Annotated in this window: 18 protein-coding genes; 10 read left to right on the forward strand and 8 right to left on the reverse strand. The window is 68.4% G+C overall.

Translation table 11 applies throughout. The annotated features are described in order from the left end of the window. The 4 genes from ACNJ7E_RS28385 to ACNJ7E_RS28400 all read left to right on the forward strand — a co-directional run. On the forward strand, nt 1–1,761 hold a 1,761-nt coding region (locus tag ACNJ7E_RS28385; protein ID WP_418341288.1), incomplete at its 5' end, for an acetyl/propionyl/methylcrotonyl-CoA carboxylase subunit alpha. Between the two features lie 68 nt (nt 1,762–1,829). Next, nucleotides 1,830–2,240: a DUF1707 SHOCT-like domain-containing protein gene (locus ACNJ7E_RS28390; RefSeq protein WP_105424003.1), complete on the forward strand. Its 411-nt coding sequence runs from the start codon at nt 1,830–1,832 to the stop codon at nt 2,238–2,240. 1 nt (nt 2,241) lies between these two features. Further along, on the forward strand, nt 2,242–2,580 hold the full coding sequence (locus tag ACNJ7E_RS28395; protein WP_418341560.1) for a hypothetical protein: 339 nt from the start codon (nt 2,242–2,244) through the stop codon (nt 2,578–2,580). A gap of 2 nt (nt 2,581–2,582) precedes the next feature. Next, the gene (locus ACNJ7E_RS28400; protein WP_280782731.1) at nt 2,583–2,915 is read left to right on the forward strand and encodes a VanZ family protein; all 333 of its coding nucleotides are present in this window, start codon (nt 2,583–2,585) and stop codon (nt 2,913–2,915) included. On the opposite strand, the gene ACNJ7E_RS28405 is transcribed toward ACNJ7E_RS28400, so the two are convergent. The 3 genes from ACNJ7E_RS28405 to ACNJ7E_RS28415 form a co-directional block, all read right to left on the reverse strand. Continuing rightward, nucleotides 2,879–3,667: a tyrosine-protein phosphatase gene (locus ACNJ7E_RS28405; protein WP_280782725.1), complete on the reverse strand. Its 789-nt coding sequence runs from the start codon at nt 3,665–3,667 to the stop codon at nt 2,879–2,881. The genes ACNJ7E_RS28400 and ACNJ7E_RS28405 overlap by 37 nt on opposite strands. Further along, nucleotides 3,664–5,007: an L-lysine 6-transaminase gene (lat, locus tag ACNJ7E_RS28410; RefSeq protein WP_418341561.1), complete on the reverse strand. Its 1,344-nt coding sequence runs from the start codon at nt 5,005–5,007 to the stop codon at nt 3,664–3,666. Before lat ends, ACNJ7E_RS28405 begins: the two co-directional genes overlap by 4 nt. Before the next feature lie 65 nt (nt 5,008–5,072). Then, the gene (locus ACNJ7E_RS28415; protein WP_011598229.1) at nt 5,073–5,537 is read right to left on the reverse strand and encodes an Lrp/AsnC family transcriptional regulator; all 465 of its coding nucleotides are present in this window, start codon (nt 5,535–5,537) and stop codon (nt 5,073–5,075) included. 211 nt (nt 5,538–5,748) lie between these two features. On the opposite strand from ACNJ7E_RS28415, the gene amaB reads away from it, so the two are divergent. Together amaB and ACNJ7E_RS28425 are read left to right on the forward strand one after the other, a co-directional pair. Next, nucleotides 5,749–7,266: an L-piperidine-6-carboxylate dehydrogenase gene (gene amaB / locus ACNJ7E_RS28420; protein WP_280782723.1), complete on the forward strand. Its 1,518-nt coding sequence runs from the start codon at nt 5,749–5,751 to the stop codon at nt 7,264–7,266. Nucleotides 7,267–7,296: 30 nt separating this feature from the next. Continuing rightward, nucleotides 7,297–8,301 carry an acyl-CoA dehydrogenase family protein gene (locus ACNJ7E_RS28425; protein ID WP_418341562.1) on the forward strand — a complete coding sequence of 335 codons (1,005 nt, stop codon included), beginning with the start codon at nt 7,297–7,299 and terminating at the stop codon, nt 8,299–8,301. Here ACNJ7E_RS28425 and ACNJ7E_RS28430 read toward each other — a convergent pair. Both ACNJ7E_RS28430 and ACNJ7E_RS28435 read right to left on the reverse strand, forming a co-directional pair. Next, nucleotides 8,298–8,570, reverse strand: coding sequence for a LiaF domain-containing protein (locus tag ACNJ7E_RS28430; RefSeq protein WP_280782721.1), 273 nt, complete (start codon nt 8,568–8,570; stop codon nt 8,298–8,300). The two genes, ACNJ7E_RS28425 and ACNJ7E_RS28430, sit on opposite strands and share 4 nt — an antisense overlap. Nucleotides 8,571–8,802: 232 nt before the next feature. Further along, nucleotides 8,803–10,371, reverse strand: coding sequence for an HNH endonuclease signature motif containing protein (locus ACNJ7E_RS28435; protein ID WP_418341563.1), 1,569 nt, complete (start codon nt 10,369–10,371; stop codon nt 8,803–8,805). A 102-nt stretch (nt 10,372–10,473) separates the two neighbouring features. Between ACNJ7E_RS28435 and ACNJ7E_RS28440 the strand changes: the two genes are divergently transcribed. Both ACNJ7E_RS28440 and ACNJ7E_RS28445 read left to right on the forward strand, forming a co-directional pair. Then, nucleotides 10,474–14,982, forward strand: coding sequence for an ATP-dependent helicase (locus ACNJ7E_RS28440; protein WP_418341564.1), 4,509 nt, complete (start codon nt 10,474–10,476; stop codon nt 14,980–14,982). Between the two features lies 1 nt (nt 14,983). Further along, nucleotides 14,984–15,733: a DNA-formamidopyrimidine glycosylase family protein gene (locus tag ACNJ7E_RS28445; protein ID WP_418341565.1), complete on the forward strand. Its 750-nt coding sequence runs from the start codon at nt 14,984–14,986 to the stop codon at nt 15,731–15,733. Here ACNJ7E_RS28445 and ACNJ7E_RS28450 read toward each other — a convergent pair. Together ACNJ7E_RS28450 and ACNJ7E_RS28455 are read right to left on the reverse strand one after the other, a co-directional pair. Beyond that, a complete protein-coding gene (locus ACNJ7E_RS28450) occupies nt 15,730–16,461 on the reverse strand; it encodes a DUF1353 domain-containing protein (protein ID WP_280782716.1) in 732 nt (243 codons plus the stop codon). The two genes, ACNJ7E_RS28445 and ACNJ7E_RS28450, sit on opposite strands and share 4 nt — an antisense overlap. Before the next feature lie 7 nt (nt 16,462–16,468). Then, nucleotides 16,469–17,047 carry a TetR/AcrR family transcriptional regulator gene (locus ACNJ7E_RS28455; protein ID WP_418341566.1) on the reverse strand — a complete coding sequence of 193 codons (579 nt, stop codon included), beginning with the start codon at nt 17,045–17,047 and terminating at the stop codon, nt 16,469–16,471. A gap of 53 nt (nt 17,048–17,100) precedes the next feature. Between ACNJ7E_RS28455 and ACNJ7E_RS28460 the strand changes: the two genes are divergently transcribed. Beyond that, complete coding sequence (locus ACNJ7E_RS28460) at nt 17,101–18,060, forward strand: oxygenase MpaB family protein (RefSeq protein ID WP_283333044.1); 960 nt, start codon at nt 17,101–17,103, stop codon at nt 18,058–18,060. Nucleotides 18,061–18,244: 184 nt separating this feature from the next. Beyond that, nucleotides 18,245–18,781 (forward strand): hypothetical protein, encoded by a 537-nt coding sequence (locus ACNJ7E_RS28465; RefSeq protein ID WP_418341567.1) that lies wholly within the window; start codon nt 18,245–18,247, stop codon nt 18,779–18,781. On the opposite strand, the gene glpD is transcribed toward ACNJ7E_RS28465, so the two are convergent. Beyond that, a complete protein-coding gene (glpD, locus tag ACNJ7E_RS28470; RefSeq protein WP_280782712.1) occupies nt 18,759–20,501 on the reverse strand; it encodes a glycerol-3-phosphate dehydrogenase in 1,743 nt (580 codons plus the stop codon). The genes ACNJ7E_RS28465 and glpD overlap by 23 nt on opposite strands. Between the last annotated feature and the right edge of the window lie 31 nt (nt 20,502–20,532).

Genomic DNA, 20,532 nt, shown 5'->3' on the forward strand with positions numbered 1-20,532 from the left:
AAGGTGCTCGTCGCGAACCGCGGTGAGATTGCAGTGCGGGTGATCCGGGCCGCAGCCGATGCCGGCCTGGCCAGCGTCGCCGTCTACGCCGAACCCGACGCCGACGCCCCGTTCGTGCGCCTGGCCGACGAAGCATTCGCCCTCGGCGGGCAGACCTCCGCCGAGTCCTACCTGGTGTTCGACAAAATTTTGGACGCCGCCGCCAAGTCCGGCGCCGACGCCATCCACCCCGGCTACGGCTTCCTCTCCGAGAACGCCGACTTCGCGCAGGCCGTGATCGACGCCGGCCTGATCTGGATCGGCCCCTCCCCGCAATCGATCCGCGACCTCGGCGACAAGGTCACCGCCCGCCACATCGCCGAAAAGGCCAAGGCCCCGATGGCCGCCGGCACCAAGGACCCCGTCAAGAACGCCGACGAGGTCGTCGCCTTCGCCAAGGAATACGGGGTCCCCGTCGCCATCAAGGCCGCGTTCGGCGGGGGCGGGCGCGGCATGAAGGTCGCCCACACCATCGAGGAAATCCCCGAACTGTTCGACTCCGCCACCCGCGAGGCCGTCGCCGCGTTCGGCCGCGGCGAATGCTTCGTCGAACAGTATCTGGACAAGGCCCGCCACGTCGAAGCCCAGGTCATCGCCGACCAGCACGGCAACGTCATCGTCGCCGGCACCCGCGACTGCTCCCTGCAACGCCGCTTCCAGAAACTCGTCGAGGAGGCCCCCGCCCCGTTCCTCACCGACGACCAACGCCACCGCATCCACACCTCCGCCAAGGCCATCTGCAAAGAGGCCGGCTACTACGGCGCCGGCACCGTCGAATACCTCGTCCAGGGCGACACCGTCTCCTTCCTCGAGGTCAACACCCGCCTGCAGGTCGAACACCCCGTCACCGAGGAAACCGCCGGCATCGACCTGGTCCTGCAACAGTTCAAGATCGCCAACGGCGAACACCTCGACCTCACCGAGGACCCCACCCCCCGCGGCCACGCCTTCGAATTCCGCATCAACGGCGAGGACGCCGGCCGCGGCTTCCTGCCCGCCCCCGGCCCGGTCACCAAGTTCGTGCCCCCCACCGGCCCCGGCGTCCGGATGGACTCCGGCGTCGAAACCGGCTCGGTGATCGGCGGCCAGTTCGACTCCATGCTCGCCAAACTCATCGTCACCGGCGCCACCCGCGACGAGGCCCTGGCCCGCGCCCGCCGCGCCCTCGCCGAATTCCAGGTCGAAGGACTGGCCACGGTCATCCCGTTCCACCGGGCCATCGTCTCCGACCCCGCCTTCATCGGCGACGGCACCTCATTCGACGTCTACACCAAGTGGATCGAAACCGAATGGGACAACCAGATCGAACCGTTCACCGGCACCCAGCCGATCGACGAGGACGAGACCGGGCCCCGGCAGAACGTCGTCGTCGAGGTCGGCGGCCGCCGCGTCGAGGTGTCCCTGCCCGGCCAGTTCACCCTCGGCACCGGCGCCGGTGCCGCGGCCGGGGCGGTCCGCAAGAAGCCCAAGGCCCGCACCCGCGGCGGCGCTCACGGCGGCGCCGCCTCCGGTGACGCCGTCACCGCCCCCATGCAGGGCACCGTCGTCAAGGTCGCCGTCGAAGAAGGCCAACAAGTCGCCGAGGGCGACCTCATCGCCGTCCTCGAGGCCATGAAGATGGAAAACCCCGTCAACGCCCACAAGGCCGGCGTCGTCACCGGCCTCGCCGTCGAACCCGGCGCCGCCATCACCCAGGGCACCGTCCTCGCCGAACTGAAATAGGCGCCTGCACCACTCGTGAGTCCTTCTCGGCCCCCGGGGTCGAGAAGGACTCACAGTAGTCTGTACGCATGTCTGACGTTCCCGAGATCCGCATCGGCACTGCCGAACGCGAGCAGGCCCTGAACGTGTTGAGCGAACATTTCGCGGCGGGCCGTCTGACGGTCCCCGAATTCGACGAGCGCAGTCTCGCGGTCACGAATGCCACCACCCGCGGCGAGCTCGATCGAGTGTTCACCGACCTCCCCGCGACCGCGGTCGGCACGCCCGCCAAAGCCGAATCGGCCGGTGCCGACAACGACCAGAACTGGCGTCGCATCGTGATGTCGGTGATCCCGCTCGTCGCTCTCGTGCTGTTCTTCGTCGTTCCTGTCGACAACAGCTGGCTGTTCTTCCTGATGATCCCTGCCGCCGGCGCCATCCTGTTCGGCACCCGCGACGACCGCCACGGCCGGGATCGCCGCCGAGACCGGGACCGCTGACGTGGAACCTGTCGAGGTCAATGCGGGTGGCTGGTACCTGCGCGCGCTGCGGGCGGACGAACGGGTCGACGATCGTCCGGCGCTCGCGGACGGTGGAATCACCGAACCCGAGTACGTCGCCCGCCGCACCGCGCAGTGGCTGAGCGACGAGCACTATTCGTGGGCGATCTGCCAGCCCAACACCGGCGAACTGCTCGCCGAGGTGGGGCTCACTCCGTCCGGGGACTCCGCCACCCTCACCGGCTGGGCGCGCACCGGCCACGAAGACGCGCTCGCGAGCGGATCGGATGCGGTGCAACGGTTTGCGGAGGGAGCGTTGGGGTTGACGGTCCAGCGGTGAGTATGCGATCCGTTCCGGTGGCAGCCCTCACCGTGCTGGCACTGGTCATGCTGCTGTCCCCGGCGTCCGCGACGCCGTCGGGTCCCGAGCATGCCGACAAGGTGGTGCACGCCCTGCTGTTCGCGGCGCTGGCGGCCGCCTCGCGGTATGCGCTCCTGACGCCACGGATCACCGTGCTCTGGCTCGCGGCGTTCGCGGTGATCACCGAGATTCTGCAGGGCGTGCTTCCGATCGGCCGGCACGGATCGGTCTGGGATCTCTGCGCCGACATGGTCGGTGTGGCGCTCGGCTTGTCCGCTCAGTCCGCGATCATGCGCTCCCGCAGCAGGGTCTGAACCCCGGCGTCGAGGCCGAGTCCGTCGGAGAAGTACCGCTCGACGGTCCCGTACTGCTCCCGCATGACGGCCAGGGACACCTCCAGATACTGCTCGCGGACTCCGAGCACGGGCTCGAGCAACGCCGGATCTCCACCCGCGTCGACGAACTTCTCGAACACGCCCGCGAACGACGGAAGCAGGAGTTCGTTGGTCAGCAGGTAGTCGTGGAACACGTCTTCCTCGCTGACTCCGAGGAGCAGCAGCAGTGCCGCCGTGGCCCATCCTGTCCGGTCCTTGCCGGTGGTGCAGTGCACGAGGGCAGGCGTGTTGTCGTTCGAGGCCAGGCCGCCGAACAACTCCCGGTACGAGGAGACCGCGCTCGGCATCATGACGAAGTCGCGGTAGCTGCCCTCGAAGTATTCGATCGCGCGCCCGCCGCCGAGTTCCCGTTCGGCGATCATCGGGTCGGCGATCACCTGGAGCATCTGCGCGGGAATCGACCGGATCCCCTTGTCGGCCAGGACGTCCAACGCGACGGCGCGGGCCCCGTCCGGGAGTGTGTCGGGTGCCGCGTCACGCTCGTCCGCGGTGCGCAGGTCGTACACCGTCCGGATCCCGAGGCCGTCGAGCAGCGGCATGTCCGTGTCCGTGACCCGGCTGAGATCGGTCGAACGGAAGTACACGCCGGTGCGTACTTTCGCGCCGTCCCGGGTTCGGTAGCCACCGACGTCTCGCAGATTGGGCACGGACGTGAGCGGTATCGGCGTCATGCGTCGACGGTACCGCCCAGCACTCGGGCCAGTGCATCCACGGCGGCGTCGAGTTCGGCGGTCGTCACCGTCAGAGGTGGGCGGAACCTGATCCCGCGCTTGCCGGTCGGCAGGATCAGCACCCGCTCCCGGTCCCTGAGGTCGGCGACGACGCGGTCCCGCCGCTGCGGGGTGGGGAGCGTGATGGCGCACATGAGGCCGCGTCCCCGCGGCTCGGTCACCTCGGCGTTCGCGCGTGCGAGTTCCCGCAGTCGTTCGAGGAGATGCGCCCCGGTCATCCGGGCTCGGTCGACGAGCCTGTCCTCCTCTACGATCTCGAGGATCCGGCGGGACCGCACCATGTCGGTGAGGTTGCCACCCCAGGTGGAGTTGATCCGGGAGCTCACGGCGAACACGTTGTCGGGGATGTCGTCCACCCGGCCGCCGGCCATGATGCCGCAGACCTGAGTCTTCTTGCCGAACGCGACGACGTCCGGGTGCACTCCCAACTGCTGGTACGCCCAGGCGGTGCCGGTGAGACCGCACCCGGTCTGCACCTCGTCGAATATGAAGAGGGCGTCGTTCTCCCGGCAGAGCGCCTCCATCGCCTGGAAGAACTCCGGGCGGAAGTGGTGGTCGCCGCCCTCACCCTGGATCGGTTCGGCGATGAAACACGCCACGTCCGAGGGGTTCTCGGCGAACGCGCGCCGCGCCTGGTTCAGCGCGTGGCGCTCGGCTTCCACGACGTCCCGCCCGTCCGTGAGGTATGGGGAGTCGATGCGCGGCCAGTCGAACTTGGGGTACCGCGCCACCTTGCCGGGCTCGGTGTTGGTCAGCGACATGGTGTATCCACTGCGCCCGTGGAACGCCTCGGTCAGATGGAGCACCTTCGTGCCGAGCGCCGGGTCGAGGCCTCGGCTCTCGTTGAGCCTGCTCTTCCAGTCGAACGCCACCTTCAGAGCGTTCTCGACGGCGAGTGCGCCACCGTCGATGAAGAAGAGATGCGGCAGTGCGGGATCGCCCAGCACCCGGGCGAACGTCTCGACGAACCGTGCCATCGGGACGGTATAGATGTCGGAGTTGCTCGGTTTGTTGATCGCCGCCGCTGCCAGTTCCCGGCGAAAGGCGTCGTCCTCGGCCAGCGCCGGATGGTTCATCCCCAGCGCCGACGAGGCGAAGAATCCGAACATGTCCAGATAGCTGGTGCCGTCCCGCTGGTCGACGAGATGCGTACCGCGTGAGCGTTCCAGGTCGAGCACCAGGTCGAAACCGTCGACCAGAATGCGCTCGCGCAGCACGTCGTGCACCTGGCTCGCCGGCAGCTCGCCCCCATCTCCGGTAAATCGCATCGCTGTGCTCATACCGAGAGATTACGTCAAAATTCCTGTGAACCGGCGACGATTCAGCAACATATCCGGAACAGAGCTCACCTGTCGTAAAATGTTTGCAAGATGATGGTGCTGCGCGTGTGTACGTTGGCGGTGGCACGGATCTCCTGCAGCAGGTGTTCCAGCTCCCGTGGGGAGGCGACGCGCACCAGCAGCACGTAGCTCTCCTCCCCCGCGACCGAGTGACACGCTTCGATCGCGGGGAGGTTCCGCAACCGGGCGGGGGCATCGTCGGGCTGCGACGGATCGAGAGGGGTGATCGCGACGAATGCGGACAGACCGTGCCCGAGCGCATCCGGATCGATCTTCGCGGTATACCCGCGGATCACTTTGCGGGCCTCGAGCCTGCGCACCCTGGACTGCACGGCGGAGATCGACAGCCCCGCCTTCTCGGCGAGTGTCGCCAGAGTCGCCCGGCCGTCGGCCACCAACTCCTGCATCAGTACCCGATCGATGTCGTCGAGAGGAGTATGGGGTGCGTCGCTACGAAAAGAATCCACCACCAGCGCAGGCTAGCCCAGCGGAGGTGCCTCATGGTCGAAACGTCAGAGCTCCGCGCCCGCGTTGCCCGGGCGCGGAAGCCGAACGCGAGACGAGGGCGCCGGCGTACTTCACCCACCGACCGCGCCTCGCCGAGACACTCCGCCGGCCCGTGCACGACCCGTTCACGCTCCACCGACAGCAGCAGGATCGAACCCGAGAGAGGACAGCATCGTGAACCTTCCCGCCCCCGAGGAGTTGTGCCGACGCGCCGAGGAAGCACTGATCCGGTGCGGCGCCGAGATCACCGACGCCGGTGGACCGCTCGTCGCGCGCACCCCGATCACCGGGACCGAACTGCGCACGGTGACCGCGAGCAGCGCGGACGACGTGGACCGGGCGATCACCGCGGCGCACGAGGCCTTTCTCGAGTGGCGTACCGTCCCCGCACCCCAGCGCGGCGCGGTGGTGCGTCGCCTGGGTCAGCTTCTGACGGAACACAAGACGGATCTGGCGGAACTCGTCACCCTCGAGGCGGGCAAGATTCCGTCCGAGGCGCAGGGCGAAGTGCAGGAGATGATCGACATCTGCGAATTCGCGGTCGGTCTGTCACGCCAGTTGTACGGCAGGACGATGGCGTCGGAACGTCCGGGACACCGGCTGATGGAGACGTGGCACCCGCTGGGAGTCGTCGGGGTGATCTCCGCATTCAACTTCCCCGTGGCCGTGTGGTCGTGGAACACCGCCGTCGCGCTGGTCTGCGGCGACACGGTGGTGTGGAAGCCGTCGGACCGGACTCCGCTCACCGCAATCGCCTGCGATGCACTGCTGGCGCGCGCTGCCCGCGACGTCGGTGCACCCGCGGGGATCCATGCCCTGGTCCAGGGCGCGGGGGACGTCGGTGAGCGTCTCGTCGACGATGCACGCGTGGCTCTGGTCAGCGCCACCGGGTCGGTGCGGATGGGTCGCGCCGTGGGTCCGCGCGTCGCCGCGCGGTTCGGCAAATGCCTGCTCGAACTGGGCGGCAACAACGCAGCGGTGGTGGCCCCGTCCGCCGATCTCGACCTTGCCGTGCGGGGAATCGTCTTCTCCGCCGCGGGCACCGCGGGCCAGCGCTGCACGTCACTGCGCCGGCTGATCGTGCACTCGTCCGTCGCCGACGAACTGGTGCAGCGCATCTCTTCGGCGTACGGCCAGTTAAAGGTCGGGAATCCGTTCGACGACGGCGTCCTCGTCGGTCCGCTGGTGAACGGCTCCGCGTTCGAGGCCATGCAGACCGCGTTGGACAAGGCCCGCGCCGACGGCGGGACCGTCGTCTGCGGCGGCGAACGCAGCGGAGGTAGCGACTCCGCCTACTACGTCTCGCCCGCCCTCGTCCGGATGCCCGCGCAGACGTCGGTGGTGCAGGAGGAAACGTTCGCACCGATCCTCTACGTCCTCACCTACGACGACTTCGATCAGGCGATCGCGTTGCACAACGAAGTACCCCAAGGCCTCTCGTCGTCGATCTTCACCACCGATCAGCGGGAGGCCGAGAGATTCCTTGCGGCAGACGGTTCCGACTGCGGCATCGCGAACGTCAACATCGGCACGTCGGGTGCGGAGATCGGCGGGGCGTTCGGCGGCGAGAAGGAGACGGGCGGCGGACGCGAGTCCGGATCCGACGCATGGAAGGCGTACATGCGTCGCGCGACGAACACCGTCAACTACTCCGATCGACTCCCGCTCGCGCAGGGGGTGGAGTTCACCTGATCGGCGGCGTCGACCGGCTACTCTCGGGGCGTGAGCAACTGGACCGAGATGGCGCGTGAGATTGCCGAGAACGTGTTGTTCCCGGTGGCCGACAGCGTCGATGCCGACGGCGAGATTCCCGACAGTCACTTCGAGACTCTCGCCGCCGACGGCTTCTACGGACTCGCGGCACCGGGCGAAGAAGGTGTGACACCGTCGGTGCTGGTCGACGTGATGGAGACGTTGTGCGGTGGTTGCCTCGCGACGGCGTTCACGTGGATGCAGCATCACGGCGTCGTCGCCGGTCTCGCCGCGTCCCCGAACACTGCCCTGCAGGATCGCTATCTCGACGGACTCGTCGACGGCACCGTGCGGGCCGGTGTCGCCCTGGCCGGCGCGATTCCCGTCCCGCCCACGCTGTGGGCACGCAGCGTCGACGACGGCTATGTGCTCGACGGGGTGTCGCCGTTCGTCACCGGCTGGGGCATCGTCGATCTGCTTCAGGTGTCGGCGCGCGACGAATTCGACGACTCCATCGTGCACGTCATCATTCCCGCACAACCACTTCGGGGACTCGCCGCCGAGGAACTCCCGCTGATCGCGGCCCGCGGGTCCAACACCGTCCGGTTGAAATTCGACGGGCTCGCCGTGCCACGCGATCTGGTGAGTGCCGTCGTCTCCCCCGAGGATTTCGCGAAAAGCCAGCTGTTCGGGTCGTGGATCAACGGGTGCATGGCTATGGGGATCACCCGGCGGGCGATCAGCGAACTGGAGGCTCTCGGCGTCGACGCCGACCCGTTCGAAGAGCAGGCCGCCCGGGCACGACTCGACCTCAACGCCGCCCTCGAAGGCCGGGCGGAGATCGCCGAAGCACGGGCCCGCGCTTCGGAACTCGCCATCCGCACCGCCACCGCCCTCGTCACAGCGAAGGGCAGCTCGTCACTGCTCGCCGGGAACACCGCCGAACGTCTGATGCGTGAAGCCACCTTCACGCTCGTCGCGGCGGGACGTCCGGCGATCAAGTCGGCGTTGCTGGAGCGCCTCGGCCGCGACTAGCGGGTGCGGACCCGCAGATCACCGAACAGCGAGTACGACACGATGCGGATCGTCGGGGCTCCAGGCCCGGGATCCTGTGCACCGGCGTCGAGTTCGCGGTCGCCGAAGAGGTCGAAACCACCCACCTCGACATGCACGCCCTCCGGAACGGTGACGGTGCTGTCACCGAACAGTGTGACGAGTGTGATCGTCGACGTGCGGGCGCCGATCACGGCCGACCGGAGGTCGAGCTTCACGTCCCCGAACACGAGCAGGGCCAGTGTCTTCACGGCGAGCGACCAGCGGCCGGAACGCTTGGTGTCGCCGAAGACGCTCGACGTCGGCGTCGCGAGACCAGACGATCGCGGCGTGCTCCGAATACTCCTCCCTCCACCGTAGCTGTCGGTGCCCTCGTCTACGGTCTGACGGCTACACCCGTGACACACCGCCCCTTCGACCGAAGCGAGACAACGTGTTCAGGATGATCCGCGCAGTTGCTCTGGCGCTGCTCGCTGTGGGCGCCTACGTGGTGGTCTCCGAGCACGAGCCCGCCACCGTCGAGTTGCCGTCGCCGTCGTTCGTTCCGGCGACGCCGGAACTCACGACAGTGTGAGGGGCGGCGCACGGTGAGGGCACTCCGCCCGCGGCTCGTGCCCGGTCGCGGGCTTTCCGACGAGCGCGAGCGATCAGCTCACCGGCGTGATGTCGGTGATTGATTCGTGGGTTTCTGACCGGGTCGATGTGCGGTGGTGGAATCCATTCGGTGCGCCCCGCATACGTGTCACCGGCTGGCGGGCTGGTGGTCGCCCAGCCTGTAGGCCCGTCGTGGACCTGGGCGTGGCAGGCATCGCACGCGAGCGTCAGTGAGTCGATGTCGGTGTATCCGCCGTTGCGCCACTCCTGCACGTGGTGCACCGCGCACATGCTGGCCGGGGCCGCGCAACCAGGTCGTGTGTATCCGCCTTCGGCGGCGATGAGAGCGAGGCGTTGATCCGCGCTTGCCACTCGTCGGCGCCGTCCCAGATGCAGGGGCCGGCCGTCGTGGTCGAACAGAACGAGCACCGGGTGGGCGCGCTCGGCGAGCTTCAACGCGTCGCCGAGGGGAAGGAGTCCGCCGGTGGCCGTGGTGGTCACGCCGCCCGCCGCCTTCTCGAGTTGGTCGAGGGTCATGGTGATGATCACCGTGACGGGCAGACCCCGATGCCGGCCCAAGATCCCGGATTCCAGCATGACCCGGAATATCGCGCTGAGGGCGTCATGGTTTCTCTGAGCAGCAGTGCGAGTGTCACGCGCTGCTGCCGCTACCAGTGCTTCACGGTCGATCGACGGATTCTCGGCGTCGCCGGACGGTGACTCCGGGTCGTCCGGGTTCTTCATGCCGGGGCGAGCCCATTTCGCGAGAACCGGGTCGAGCGGAGCGCGCGCTGTGGGGACGAGCTCACCGGAGATCTTCGACATCAGTTCGGAATCTTGACGGCCCAACGAAACACCACGCCGCCGAGAGCGATCACGATCGTCACCCAGGTTTCCGTCGGGATCGAGATGAGCGAGGAGGCGGTGGCCGGCACTCTCGACATCTTCGGGCGTACCTCCTCTCGCACACTGCGCCAGGATCGACTCAGCCAATGCGACGTCGGCGTTGGTGACCGCATGCGGGATCTTTCGCATGATTTTCCGGATTACGCGTGCATGGTCGGCACCGATGTCGCCATCCCGTTGCGCGGATGCGGTTTCCGGCAGCGCTGCCTCCATCTGCTCGCCCGAAGTTGTATGAAACAGACCGAGGTGGCGGGCGGCCGCTACCCGTGCCGACGCGTCTGCCGCCGACACGCGCAGCACCTCGACCAGGAGCTTGTTCAGTGAGTTGCAACCGAGCGTCGCGGGTAACGAGCGTTCGGCACACTCGACGATCAGCCGCAGCGAGACTGCACCGGCGCGGCGGAGGGACTTCTCGAGCTGCTGCATGATCAGCACCACATCAGAATCCGACACAGCATCGAGGTCTGCGTCGAGCAGGCCTGACACGGCATCGTCCAACGCAGTCAGGTGTTCCATCACCTGATCTGCCGCCAACCCCCCGGTCGAACTCATGTGCGAACAATACTGCGCCACACTGACACATTCGCCGATCGGGATTGTGGACTGCACGGTATGTTCCCGCTGCCTGTCGTACCCCCGGTGCACTATGGAACGGTGACCGACGTCCTGGGCAGGTTTTCCGCTGCCACCCGCGAGTGGTTCGACGGCGCCTTCCCGGCGCCGACGGCCGCGCAGCTCGGTGCGTGGGAGTCGATCGCCAGCCGCGCGCACACGCTCGTCGTGGCCCCGACCGGTTCGGGCAAGACGCTGTCCGCGTTCCTGTGGTCCCTCGACCAACTCGCCGCCACCGACGGAAAGGACCGCAAGACCAGGGTCCTCTACATTTCCCCGCTCAAGGCCCTGGGTGTCGACGTCGAACGCAACCTGCGCGCCCCGCTCGTCGGGATCACGCAGACGGCCAAGCGGCTCGGGCTCTCGCCGCCGGAGATCTCGGTGGGGGTCCGCTCCGGCGACACACCGGCAGGCGACCGGCGCGCCCTGATCAAGAATCCGCCCGACATCCTCATCACCACCCCCGAGTCGCTGTTCCTCATGCTCACATCCGCCGCGCGTGAGACGCTGACCCAGGTCGACACGGTCATCGTCGACGAGGTGCACGCGGTGGCCGGCACCAAGCGCGGCGCCCACCTGGCCCTGTCGCTCGAACGCCTCGACCAGCTTCTCGCCACCCCGGCGCAGCGCATCGGGCTGTCGGCGACGGTGCGCCCGCACGAGGAGGTCGGCCGGTTCCTGTCCGGTTCGGCGCCCATCCGGATCGTCGCACCGCCGTCGCCGAAGACGTTCGACCTCACCGTGCAGGTGCCGGTCGAGGACATGACCGAACTCGGCCTCGCCGAACCCGCCGAGGGTTCCGCGTCGGCGACCCCGCAGGCGGGGTCGATCTGGCCGCACGTCGAGGAACAGATCGTCGACCTCGTCCTCGCGCACCGGTCGTCCATCGTGTTCGCCAACTCGCGGCGCCTCGCCGAGCGCCTGACCGCTCGGCTCAACGAGATCTACGCCGAACGCGCCGGGACCGCCGTCGACAAGAACCCGAAACCGGCCTCGCAGATCGGCACGCCGTCCGAGGTCAATTTCGGCGCGGACCCCCTGCTCGCCCGCGCCCACCACGGATCGGTCAGCAAGGACCAGCGGGCCCTCATCGAGGACGACCTGAAGTCGGGGCGACTGCGATGCGTGGTCGCGACGAGCAGCCTCGAACTCGGAATCGACATGGGCGCGGTCGATCTGGTGATCCAGGTCGAGGCACCACCGTCGGTGGCGAACGGCCTGCAACGGGTCGGCCGCGCCGGACACCAGGTCGGGGAGATCTCCCGGGGTGTCGTGTTCCCGAAGCACCGCACCGACCTCGTGCACTGTGCCGTCACCGTCGAGCGCATGGTCACCGGGAAGATCGAGGCGCTCGCCGTCCCCGCCAACCCGCTCGACATCCTCGCCCAGCACACGGTGGCGGCCACCGCACTCGAACCGCTCGACGTGGACGACTGGTTCGAGACGGTCCGGCGCAGCGGTTCCTTCGCGACGCTGCCGCGCTCGGCGTACGAGTCCACCCTCGACCTTCTCGCGGGCCTCTACCCGTCCGACGAGTTCGCCGAGCTCAGGCCCCGCCTCGTCTGGGACCGCGAGGCCAACACACTCACGGGACGCCCCGGCGCGCAGCGGCTGGCGGTCACGTCCGGCGGCGCCATCCCCGACCGCGGTCTGTTCACGGTCTACATGGTCGGCGAGAAGGCATCTCGCGTCGGCGAACTCGACGAGGAGATGGTGTACGAATCGCGGGTCGGCGACGTCTTCGCACTCGGGGCCACCAGCTGGCGGATCGAGGAGATCACGTTCGACCGGGTGCTGGTCAGCCCCGCCTACGGGCAGCCGGGACGGCTGCCGTTCTGGCACGGAGACGGCCTCGGCAGGCCGGCGGAACTGGGCGAGGCGCTGGGACAATTCCTGCGGGAGATCTCACTCGGGCACGAGACCGAGGTGCAGGAACGCTGCCGCACCGGCGGGCTCGACGACAACGCCACGAACAATCTCGTTCAGCTCGTCGCCGAGCAGAAGACCGCCACCGGGCAGGTCCCCACCGACCGCACCCTGGTGGTCGAACGATTCCGTGACGAGCTCGGCGACTGGCGCCTGATCCTGCACTCGCCGTACGGCCAGCGCGTTCACGCACCGTGGGCGCTGGCCGTGAGTGCGCGGCTGAGCGAGCGGTACGGCCTCGACTCGAACGCGACGGCGTCCGACGACGGCATCATCGTGCGTCTTCCCGACACCGAGGACACCCCGCCGGGCGCCGACCTCTTCGCCTTCGACACCGACGAGATCGAGGACATCGTCACCGAACAGGTCGGCGGGTCGGCGCTGTTCGCGTCCCGGTTCCGTGAGTGCGCGGCCCGGGCGCTGCTGCTGCCGCGCCGCACACCGGGAAAGCGTGCACCGCTCTGGCAGCAGCGGCAGCGGTCCGCCCAGCTTCTCGACGTGGCCCGCAAGTATCCGACGTTCCCTATCCTGCTCGAGACCGTCCGCGAGTGCCTGCAGGACGTGTACGACCTACCGGCCCTGAAGGACCTGCTCCGCCGGCTGGCGCGTCGCCAGATCCGCATCGTCGAGGTGGAGACGCAGTCGCCGTCACCGTTCGCCGGCGCGCTGCTGTTCAACTACGTCGGCGAGTTCATGTACGAGGGCGACAGCCCGCTCGCCGAACGCCGGGCGGCGGCCCTGTCCCTGGATTCGACGCTGCTGGCTGAACTGCTCGGCAGGGTGGAACTGCGCGAACTGCTCGACGCCGACGTCATCGCCCACGCCGAACTCGAACTCCAACGTCTGCTTCCCGACCGCAAGGCGAAGGATCTCGAGGGCGTCGCCGACCTGCTGCGCCTCCTGGGTCCGCTCACCTCCGAGGAGGTCGCCGCACGGTCGACCAGCGATCCCATCCCCTGGCTCGACGAACTCGTCCGCGCGAGGCGGGCGCTCGCCGTCTCCTTCGCCGGTCGCGAATGGTGGACGGCCATCGAGGATGCGGCGCGCCTACGCGACGGGCTCGGGGTGCCGCTGCCCATCGGTGTTCCCGCCGCGTTCATCGAACCCGTCGACGATCCGCTGGCCGACCTGATCAGCCGGTACGCCCGCACCCACGGTCCGTTCACGATCACCGACGCCGCCGCCCGTTTCGGGCTCGGTTCCGCGGTGGCCCGCGACGTGCTGCAGCGGCTCGCGCAGGGCAAGCGGGTGGTCGAGGGCGAGTTCCGTCCCGGCGCGACGGGGAGCGAGTGGTGCGACGCCGAGGTTCTGCGGCGTCTCCGCAGGCGCTCGCTGGCCGCGGCGCGTCAGGAGGTCGAACCGGTCAGCACCGCGACGCTCGGCCGCTTCCTCCCGGGTTGGCAGCATGTGGGGGGCACGTTGCGCGGCATCGACGGCGTCGCGACCGTGGTGGAACAGCTCGCCGGTGTTCCGGTGCCCGCCTCGGCACTCGAGTCACTGATCCTGCCGTCCCGGGTGGCCGACTACTCCCCCGCCATGCTGGACGAACTCACCTCCACCGGCGAGGTGCTGTGGTCGGGCGCGGGCAGCATCTCCGGGAAGGACGGGTGGGTGTGCCTCCACCCCGCCGACACCGCACCGCTCACACTGACCGCGCCCGCGGAGTCGGACCTGTCCGATATCCAGCGCCGGGTGCTCGACACGCTGTCCGGCGGCGGCGCGTACTTCTTCCGGCAACTCGCGGACACCCTCGAGATGTCCGACGACACCGCACTCGCCACGGCGTTGTGGGATCTGGTGTGGCTGGGCCACATCGGAAACGACACGCTCGCCCCGGTCCGCGCCCTGCTGTCGGACACGTCCAGGACCACCACGAGCCACCGGTCGCCGCGACGACCCCCGCGGGCCCGCGCGTACCGCAGCCTGACGGTTCCGGTGCGCACCGCACCGCCCACGGTCGGGGGTCGGTGGTCGATACTCCCCGCCGCCGAATCCGATGCCACGGCGCGTGCCAGCGCCACCGCCGAACTGCTGCTGGAGCGGTACGGGGTGGTGACGCGTGGGTCCGTGATGACCGAGAACGTGCCCGGCGGATTCGCGCTGATGTACAAGGTCCTGGGAACGTTCGAGGACAACGGCCGCTGCCGGCGCGGACATTTCGTCGAGTCGCTCGGCGGTGCACAGTTCTCCACTCCGCCTGTGGTGGACCGACTCCGCAGCTACGGCGACTCGCTCGAGGGCAGGCACACCACCCTGCCCGCCGTGACTCTCGCCGCCAGCGATCCCGCCAACCCGTACGGGGCGGCTCTCCCCTGGCCGAACCGCGGCGACGATGCGCCCGCGCACCGGCCGGGACGCAAGGCCGGCGGCCTGGTGGTGCTCGTGGAGGGTGAACTGATCCTGTTCGTCGAACGCGGCGGGCGCACGATCCTCACCTTCACCGACGACCCCGGTGTGCTCCGCACCGCGGCGGTCACGCTCGCCGGCGTGGTCAAGCGCGGCGGGATCGACAAGATCGTGGTCGAGAAGGTCGACGGCAACACCATCCACGGCAGCGACTTCGCGCCGATCCTGACCGAGGCCGGTTTCTCGCCCACCCCTCGCGGATTCCGGTTGCGAGCCTGAGATGCCCGAAGGCGACACCGTCTGGCGCACCGCCAACTCGCTTCGCGACGCCCTCGAGGGCAAGGTGCTGACCCGCTGCGACGTGCGCGTCCCCCGGTACGCCACCGTCGACCTGTCCGGCCGGCTCGTCGACGAGGTGGTCAGCCGCGGGAAGCACCTCCTCATCCGGGTCGGCGACTACTCGATCCACACGCATCTGAAGATGGAAGGCGCGTGGCACATCTACGCGCCGGACACGAAGTGGCGGCGCCCCACTCACCAGGCCCGGATCGTGCTCGCCACCGAAGACAGGGTGGCGGTCGGATTCTCGCTGGGCATCACCGAGATCCTGGAGCGTGACGACGAAGAGTCCGCGGTCGGCCACCTCGGCCCCGACCTGCTGGGACCGGACTGGGACGCCGACACGGCGATCCGCAATCTCCGGGCGGCCGGCGACCAGCCCATCGGTCTCGCCCTGGTCGATCAGCGCAACCTGGCCGGTCTCGGCAACGTGTACCGCAACGAAGTGTGCTTCCTCCGCGGCGTCCACCCGTACACCCCGTCGAGCGAGGTGGCCGACCTGCCCGCGCTGGTCACGCTCGCGCATCGGATGATTCACATCGACAAGAACAACTCGGTCCGCCATCGGCCGTGGGTGTACGGGCGGGCCGGAAAACGTTGCCGCCGTTGCGGCACGGTGATCGAAGGCCACGACCTCGGTCAGCAGCAGATCTTCTTCTGCACGCACTGCCAGCCCCCGGTGGTGGGCTAGCGAAGGACCGTGGTCGGCGGCCCGAGCGGCGGCGGCCTGCGAGTCCGTCTGCGGCCGAGCAACCACGCGGCACCGTCCGGCACCCACAGCACCGCGGCCGTGGCGATCGTCAGCAGATACGTCGGCGCGATGACGGGCAGGAGGATGCACCCGAGTAGCGCGACGGGAAAGTCTCTGCGCCACAACAGCGACAGGACGACCGGAACCACGAGAAAGAGCGCGGCCAGGCCGAAGTGCGAGGTCGCCGTCGCCCACGGGACGCCCACCACCCAGCACAACATTCCGAGTACCTGGTGCGCGATGAGGAGGAACCGGGCGACGTCGGTGAACGTCCAGAACCGGCCGACCTCGACGCCGACCCAGAAGATGCGGCTGCGGAACGGTCCGACGCCCTCGTCGAGCAGGGCGAGCCGGAACAGTTCGTCCGCGCGCCGGCGCAGCGTGTTTCCCTCCGGTCCCTGTGCACTCGCACGTTTGCAGAGGTCGTCGTGCATGATCGCGGGAAGGAGTTGCCGCCCGTACGGGGTGAGCAGGCCCTGCAGCGGCGCGGGGATCGATGCCAGGTCCGTGCGGAGAAGGCACGGCATGGGGGCGCAGCCGGGCACCGTCACCACCGTGTCGCCGTGGACGTAGACGAACTCGCCGACGAGTTGGAAGAACTTGCGGTCGAGTACCCGAAGCTCGGGTTGCGGGCGAGTCGGATCGTCCACGGATACCTGGAACGGCATGCGCACCTCACTCGTGGCCGGCCTTGTTTGCCTCCACCACCAGAGTGACGCAATGAGCGACGAATTGCTCGCGCGACGCGGCAACAGTTCCGTCGAGATATCCGATGAACAGCGTCGTGAGCGCGCCCACCACACCGACCGCGACGAGCTGCTTCTCCACCTCGTCGTCGACGGCGGACAGCTGGTCGTGCACGAGTGCGACGAAGCCGGGCATCAGGTCGATGCCGCGCCTGCTCAGCGCGGGTTCGGACAACGGTGCGAGCAGCAGCACGCGGCCCATGGCGGGATCGTCGACCATGAGTTTCACGAATGCATTCACGGCTGCCTCGGCGCGCTGCCGCGCGGTCTCGGTGGACGCCACCGCCTCCACGAGGGCGGCCTGCGCCTCGTCGCCCACCGCGGTGTAGACCGAGCGCACGAACTCGTCCCGGTCCCGGAACGACTCGTAGAAGTACCGTTCGGTCAGCGAGGCGGCGCGGCAGACCGCGCGCACGTTCACCGCGGGCCCGTCCGGGGCGCCGAGCAGCGCGATGCCCGCGCGGAGTAGCGAATTCCGCCGTGCTTCCCGCCGGTCCTCCAGCGTCACTCTTCTCGCTCCGATCCTTGACTACGTGTGTTGTCAGATCCTAGTCTGACAACGTGCGTAGTCACTTGAACGCGGACGGTACGCCCGTCCCGGCCTCCGCTCCCGTCCCCCTCGGCCCCGACTCGTTGACCTGGAAGTATTTCGGCGACTGGCGCGGAATGCTGCAGGGCGTCTGGGCCGGGTCGATGCAGAACATGCATCCCGGACTCGGCGCGGGCGTCGAGGAACACTCCCGTTTCTTCGACGAACGCTGGGAGCGGCTCTACCGGTCGCTGTACCCGATCGGCGGTGTCGTCTTCGACGGCGACCGTGCTCAGCAGACCGCCGAGCAGGTGCGGGGGTATCACGACACCATCAAGGGAATCGACAAACACGGCCGCAGGTACCACGCCCTGGACCCCGACACGTTCTACTGGGCGCACGCCACCTTCTTCATGGGCACCATCCTCACCGGCGACCACTTCATGGGTGGCCTCACCGAAGACCAGAAGCGCCGGCTGTTCACCGAGCACATCCAGTGGTACCGCCTGTACGGAATGAGCATGCGCCCCGTCCCGGAAACCTGGGAGGCGTTCCAGGAGTACTGGGATCACATGTGCCGCAACGTGCTCGAGGACAACAAGGCCACCCGCGACGTCCTCGACCTGTCCGGTCTCGGCGTTCCCCCGTTCCTGTCGTGGCTACCCGACCCGATCTGGGCGATCCTCCGCATCCCGGTGGCGAAGGGTTTCGTGTGGCTGACGGTCGGCATGTACGACCAACCGGTCCGCGACCTCCTCGGCTACCGCTGGACCACACGCGACGAGCGCCTGCACACCCTCGCCGGCCGCGCCGTGGGCGCCGTCTTCCGGCTCGTGCCCTGGCGCTACCGCTACCACCCGCGCGCCCGCGCTGGCTGGGACCGCGAGACCGGACGCGCCCCCGCGCACGCTCCGCTCGTCCACACACCCCGACGCAATCTTCCCCCGCTCGGCAGGCGCGACGACCCCCAGCACTACAGCCCGAAGGTCTGAGTTCCCAGGGAGCTCACAGACAACGCCCACACCGCTCACGGGTTCCGGGACGATGCTCGGTCACATGGAATACATCGCTGTCGCAGCCCTCGTCGTCATGGCTCTGTCGGGAGTCGTCGCCACCCACGCCCCGAAATCGCTCGTCCACACCCGCTGACCGACGAGATCGTGGAATGCTCGGAGGATGGACTGGGACCTTCCGAGGCTCTTGAATCGCCCGCCGCTGATCGGCGACGAACCGCTGTCGCCCGACCACGCGGCGAGCCGCATCAGCGCCTACATCTACGGCAACATCCTGGTGCTCGCCGCGCTCATCCCGGTGACCAAATCCCAGGAGACCCTGGGCATCGCCATCGTCGTCGGTGCCGCCCTGTCCACGTTTCTCGCCCACGTGTTCGCCGAGTCGGTAGGCCAGTCGCTCCGCCTGGGCAGAACACTGTCCAGCACCGAACGCCTACGGGAACTGCGGGACAGTGTCCCCGTCCTGACGTCCGCCGTGGTGCCTTCCGTGATCCTCGGCACGGCCCTGCTGGGCTGGCTGGAGCCGAGAACGGCGCAATTGACCGCCGAGATCGTGATGATCGCCCGTATCGGCTCGATCAGTTACGTGATCAGCCGTCTCCGCCGCGAAAGAGTCACGAGCGGCACGCACCTCGCCGCGTTCGGCCTCGCCGTGATCGCGACGATCATCGTGGTCATCAAGGTATTTCTGACACACTGACCGGTGGTTCGAGCAGTTCGACCCGCGACTCGGGCGCCGCCGCCCGCAACGCGTCGGCCGACAGGTCGTCCGGCTGGGCCTGCGACTGCACCTCCGCCTCCACCCGCGCCTGATACGTCTTCACCTCACGGTCGACGGCGTCGGCGTCCCAGCCGAGGACGGGGGCCACCAGTTGCGCCACCTGCTCGGCGCAGTTCACACCCCGATGCGAGTACTCGATGGCGATGCGCGTGCGCCGGGCGAGGATGTCGTCGAGATGCAGGGCGCCCTCGGCCGCCGCCGCATACACGACCTCGACCTGCAGGTAGGCCGGTGCGTCCGTAATGGGCTGGAGTAGTTCCGGCTTCCCGCTCGCCTGGTCGAGCACCTCGTCGATCAGCGAACCGTACCGGTCCAGTAGATGCTTCACGCGGTACGGGTGCAGGCCGTACATCTCCCCGAGATGGACGGTCTGATTGACGAGCGCGAAATAGCCGTCCGCACCGACGAGCGGCACCTTCTCCGTGATGGACGGTGCCATCCGCGCGGGAATGTCTTCGGCGGCGAGATCCACGGCGTCCTCGGCCATCACCCGGTAGGTGGTGTACTTGCCGCCCGCGATGGCAACGAGACCCGGCGCCACGCGCGCGACGGCGTGTTCCCGCGAGAGTTTCGACGTCTCGTCGCTCTCCCCCGCGAGCAGCGGGCGCAGACCCGCGTACACACCGTCGATGTCGTCGTGAGTCAGCGACGTCACCAGCACCTTGTTGACGTGACCGAGGATGTAGTCGATGTCGGCCTTGGTGGCCGCCGGGTGCGCGAGGTCGAGATTCCAGTCCGTGTCGGTGGTGCCGATGATCCAGTGGCTACCCCACGGGATCACGAACAGCACCGACTTCTCGGTGCGGAGGATGATCGCGGCGTCACTCACGATCCGATCGCGCGGCACCACGATGTGGACGCCCTTCGACGCGCGGACGCGGAACCGGCCGCGTTGCCGCGACAACGCCTGGATCTCGTCGGTCCACACCCCGGTGGCGTTGATGACGACGTGCGCCTTCACGTCCGCGGTGCGACCGTCCTCGCAGTCCCGGACGCGCACTCCGGAGACCCGGTCCGCCTCCCGGAGGAATCCGACCACCTGTGTGGACGTGCGGACGACCGCTCCGTAGTGAGCGGCGGTGCGGGCGACGGTCATGGTGTGGCGGGCGTCGTCGACCACGGTGTCGTAGTACTGGATGCCGCCGGTCAGCGAGTTGCGCTTGAGTCCCGGCGCCATCCGCAGCGCACCCGCGCGCGTCAGATGCTTCTGCGCCGGAACCGATTTGGCGCCGCCCATGCGGTCGTAGAGGAAGATGCCCGCCGCCATGTAGGGGCGCTCCCACACGCGGTGGGTGATCGGGAACAGGAACTTGAGCGGCTTCACCAGGTGCGGCGCGAGGGTGGTCAGCGACAGTTCACGTTCCCGAAGAGCCTCCCGGACCAGCCCGAACTCGAGCTGCTCGAGATAGCGCAGACCGCCGTGGAACATCTTCGACGAGCGACTCGACGTCCCGGACGCGTAGTCGCGTGCCTCCACCAACGCCACCTTCAGCCCGCGGGTGGCCGCGTCGAGCGCCGCACCGGCTCCGACCACACCACCGCCGATCACGACGACGTCGAACTGTTCGGTCTGCAGCTTGTCCCATGCGGCATCACGCTGCCGGGGACCGAGGAACTGCACACCTGGCTGACTACTCAACTCGGGCTCCTGTGAGATGACGACGGATTCT

The sequence above is a fragment of the Rhodococcus mengyinensis genome (genome assembly GCF_048381435.1).
Classification (GTDB): domain Bacteria; phylum Actinomycetota; class Actinomycetes; order Mycobacteriales; family Mycobacteriaceae; genus Rhodococcus_F; species Rhodococcus_F opacus_D.

Bases quoted from the DNA above. Each gene is read 5' to 3' on its own strand.
- ACNJ7E_RS28390 (WP_105424003.1), top strand. From the start codon at position 1,830: ATGTCTGACGTTCCCGAGATCCGCATCGGCACTGCCGAACGCGAGCAG.
- ACNJ7E_RS28400 (WP_280782731.1), top strand. From the start codon at position 2,583: ATGCGATCCGTTCCGGTGGCAGCCCTCACCGTGCTGGCACTGGTCATG.
- ACNJ7E_RS28405 (WP_280782725.1), bottom strand. From the start codon at position 3,667: ATGACGCCGATACCGCTCACGTCCGTGCCCAATCTGCGAGACGTCGGT.
- lat (WP_418341561.1), bottom strand. From the start codon at position 5,007: ATGAGCACAGCGATGCGATTTACCGGAGATGGGGGCGAGCTGCCGGCG.
- ACNJ7E_RS28435 (WP_418341563.1), bottom strand. From the start codon at position 10,371: ATGAGTTCGACCGGGGGGTTGGCGGCAGATCAGGTGATGGAACACCTG.
- ACNJ7E_RS28445 (WP_418341565.1), top strand. From the start codon at position 14,984: ATGCCCGAAGGCGACACCGTCTGGCGCACCGCCAACTCGCTTCGCGAC.
- ACNJ7E_RS28450 (WP_280782716.1), bottom strand. From the start codon at position 16,461: ATGCCGTTCCAGGTATCCGTGGACGATCCGACTCGCCCGCAACCCGAG.
- ACNJ7E_RS28465 (WP_418341567.1), top strand. From the start codon at position 18,245: ATGGACTGGGACCTTCCGAGGCTCTTGAATCGCCCGCCGCTGATCGGC.